The organism is Mesorhizobium sp. M7A.F.Ca.US.014.04.1.1 (assembly GCF_003998745.1).
GTDB classification, from domain to species: Bacteria; Pseudomonadota; Alphaproteobacteria; order Rhizobiales; family Rhizobiaceae; genus Mesorhizobium; species Mesorhizobium ciceri.
On record NZ_RZRW01001407.1, the window covers coordinates 1 to 523 of the forward strand.

Here is a 523-nt window from a genome sequence, read left to right on the forward strand (position 1 = left end):
AACGGATTTCCACGAGCAAGGCCGCCATGGAGGCCAGTGGCGGCGGCTTCCAGTTCATGCCGATCATCGCCGATGACGCGGTGCATGACGCCGGTTTCGCCGGGACGGTCGACCGCGCCTTCTCGCCGCGCGCGATCGAGTTGATCAACTGGCGGGCAGGCGCCGAGACGCTGACCGAGACGGGCGGGCCGCTGTTCAGCACGCGCATGCGCGCGGCCGCAGTCAGGGGCAACTGGCACATCTGGGCCGACACCTACGCCATCGCCAACAAACCGGGCGGCTTCCTCGCCGGCGGCCGCGGCGACGAACTGGCGGTGCAGGCCAGCCTGCCGCGCGAAAGCTGGGGTTTGTGGGCCGATCGCGGCGCCACCATCATCCAGACCGACGAGCCGAAGGCGGCAATCGACTGGCTGGCCGCGAATGGTTTTCGCGTGCCTTATGCCGACGAGGCACGGCCGGTTGAGCCGGCGAATACGGCGAGCATCAATTAAGCGGCGGCTGACGCTGCCAATCTCCCTCACGA

The 523-nt window shown here is 68.3% G+C and carries 1 pseudogene; it reads left to right on the forward strand.

Annotation, left to right across the window (positions count from 1 at the left end):
• Positions 1–491 (forward strand): annotated as a pseudogene (locus tag EOA22_RS36810) (DUF4996 domain-containing protein); the annotation flags it as partial.
• Positions 492–523: the final 32 nt, after the last annotated feature.